Raw genomic sequence first — 2,316 nt, forward strand, 5'->3', positions numbered from 1 at the left:
CCTGGCTCATCTGGCCACCAAGCCGCCGTGTCCGGTGGGATTTCCGGCGGGTCCCGCTGGCCCAACCGGGCACGGCCGGCTCGGTCCCCGGGCCGGCCGCGTGGGTCGCAGGCCCGTGCCCATAGCCCGTGGCTTCGAGGCGCCACGGGTCACATGTCGGCGGGACGCCGCGCCGGGCGGGACTACCCTCGTGCTTATGGACGTCGGGCTCAAGCGGGAGATCGAGTCGAAGGTACACGCCGGCGAACGGCTCAGCCGGGCGGACGGCGAGGCGCTCTACGCCAGCGACGAGCTGGCCTGGCTGGGGGAGCTGGCGCACTCCGTCCGCGTCCGCAAGAACGGGGACGCGACGTACTTCAACGTCAACCGGCACCTGAACCTCACAAACGTGTGCGCGGCATCCTGCGCCTACTGCTCGTTCCAGCGCAAACCGGGCGAGGCCGACGCGTACACGATGCGCATCGAAGAGGCCGTGCGGCTGGCCAGAGCGATGGAGCCTGCCGGCATCACCGAGCTGCACATCGTCAACGGCCTGCATCCCACCCTGCCGTGGCGCTACTACCCGCGTTCGCTGCGTGAGCTGTCGAAGGCGCTGCCGGGGGTGGCACTCAAGGCGTTCACGGCCACCGAGATCCACTGGTTCGAGAAGATCAGCGGCCTGCCCGCGGCGGAGATCCTCGACGAGCTGATCGACGCCGGCCTGGAGTCGCTGACCGGAGGCGGGGCGGAGATCTTCGACTGGGAGGTCCGCCAGCACATCGTGGGCCACGAGACGCACTGGGAGGACTGGTCGCGCATCCACCGCCTGGCCCACTCCAAGGGCCTGCGGACGCCGGCCACCATGCTCTACGGCCACATCGAACAGCCGCGGCACCGGGTCGACCACGTGCTGCGGCTGCGCGAGCTACAGGACGAGACCGGCGGGTTCGTGGTGTTCATCCCGCTGCGCTTCCAGCATGACGCGGCCGGTGACCCACGCAACCGGCTCATGAACCAGCCGATGGCGACCGGGGCCGAGGCGCTGAAGACGTTCGCGGTGTCCCGGCTGCTCTTCGACAACGTCGATCACGTCAAGTGCTTCTGGGTGATGCACGGCCTGACCACCGCCCAGCTCGCCCTGAACTTCGGCGCGGACGACCTGGACGGCTCCGTCGTCGAATACAAGATCACTCATGACGCCGACGGCTTCGGGACGCCGGACACGATGACCCGGGAGGACCTGCTCGAGGTGATCAGGGACGCCGGCTTCCGCCCGGTGGAGCGGGACACCCGGTATCGCGTGATCCGCGAGTTCGACGGCCCCGACCCTACCCGCCGGGACCTTCCCCAGGAGATCAGCGCCTGATCGGCGCCCAAGAAGACACCAACGTCCAAGATGGACGCCAAGAAGACCCAGAGCTCGGCCGGAGGCGGTGTGATCATGGATGGTGACCGGTTGGATGACCGGCCGGACAGCCGGGACGGCCAGGTGCCGCGGCCGGCTCCGTCGGCGCGCCGTGTCCTGCCGGAGGGATCCGCGGGGATCGGTTCCATCTTCACGCTGGCCTTCCTGGCGATCCTGCTGCCAGGGGTGGCCGCGTACGCGCTGCTGCGGTTCGCCGGCCTGGCGATCGGGCCGGCCGGCCTGCTCGGCCTGCTGGTGATGTTCGTCTGCCTGGGGCTGTATCCGTCCCTGCTGCAGCGTCTCGGCTGGGTACCTCGGCGCGCCCGCCGGTCGAGATGACGGCCGTCGGCGGGACGGCCGCCGGCCACAGAACGGTACGGGGACCGGGAGGATTTATGGATCTTCGTAAGCGAACGGCTGGCGGGCGAGGATGGGCATCGCGCCAGCGGTCGTCCGGGCTGCCGCCGTACGGATCATCGTCGCCGTACGGGGCGCCGTCGTCCGGGCCGTCACCGTCTGGGGCAGGGCAGCCCGGGGCGGGGCCGTCCGGGCCGGGGCTGCTCGCCATCAACGCCCGTTACTTCGCCTTGCGGACCGTCATCTTCGCCGCCGTGCTGGTGGTCGTGCTGCTCGTGGGCCTGCACTGGCTGCTCGGTTTTGCCGTCGCGCTGGTCCTCAGCGGGCTGGTGAGCTATCCGCTGGCGATCCGCCAGCGCCGGGCGGTGCTCGATGCCCTGGAGCAACGACGCGGCTGGCTGCGTTGACCAGCGAGCCATCCCGGGAGCACGACTCCGCGAGAAAGCGTGACGCCACCCGGGAACACAACGCCGCATCCCAGCCTGATATCGCCGAAAAGTACGATTCTGTACCGCAGAGTGACGTTACGCAGCGGTACGATGTCACGCAAGCGGCCGTTGAGGTCACGAAAATAA

Annotated in this window: 3 protein-coding genes; all 3 read left to right on the top strand. The window is 69.4% G+C overall.

What is annotated here, in order from left to right:
* The first annotated feature begins 196 nt into the window (after positions 1-196).
* The 3 genes from mqnE to AC5LUJ_RS21575 are packed head-to-tail and all read left to right on the top strand — an operon-like array spanning position 197 to position 2,148.
* Positions 197-1,345 carry an aminofutalosine synthase MqnE gene (gene mqnE, locus AC5LUJ_RS21565; protein WP_250283285.1) on the top strand — a complete coding sequence of 383 codons (1,149 nt, stop codon included), beginning with the start codon at positions 197-199 and terminating at the stop codon, positions 1,343-1,345.
* A 30-nt stretch (positions 1,346-1,375) separates the two neighbouring features.
* Positions 1,376-1,723: a hypothetical protein gene (locus AC5LUJ_RS21570; RefSeq protein WP_250283266.1), complete on the top strand. Its 348-nt coding sequence runs from the start codon at positions 1,376-1,378 to the stop codon at positions 1,721-1,723.
* Positions 1,724-1,779: 56 nt separating this feature from the next.
* Positions 1,780-2,148 carry a hypothetical protein gene (locus AC5LUJ_RS21575; protein ID WP_445548547.1) on the top strand — a complete coding sequence of 123 codons (369 nt, stop codon included), beginning with the start codon at positions 1,780-1,782 and terminating at the stop codon, positions 2,146-2,148.
* The last annotated feature ends 168 nt before the right edge of the window (positions 2,149-2,316 follow it).

Source organism: Protofrankia sp. CiP1_Cm_nod3, assembly GCF_982290655.1.

Excerpts from the sequence above, each read along its gene's own strand:
- mqnE (WP_250283285.1), top strand. The coding sequence starts at position 197 with ATGGACGTCGGGCTCAAGCGGGAGATCGAGTCGAAGGTACACGCCGGC.
- AC5LUJ_RS21570 (WP_250283266.1), top strand. The coding sequence starts at position 1,376 with ATGGACGCCAAGAAGACCCAGAGCTCGGCCGGAGGCGGTGTGATCATG.
- AC5LUJ_RS21575 (WP_445548547.1), top strand. The coding sequence starts at position 1,780 with ATGGATCTTCGTAAGCGAACGGCTGGCGGGCGAGGATGGGCATCGCGC.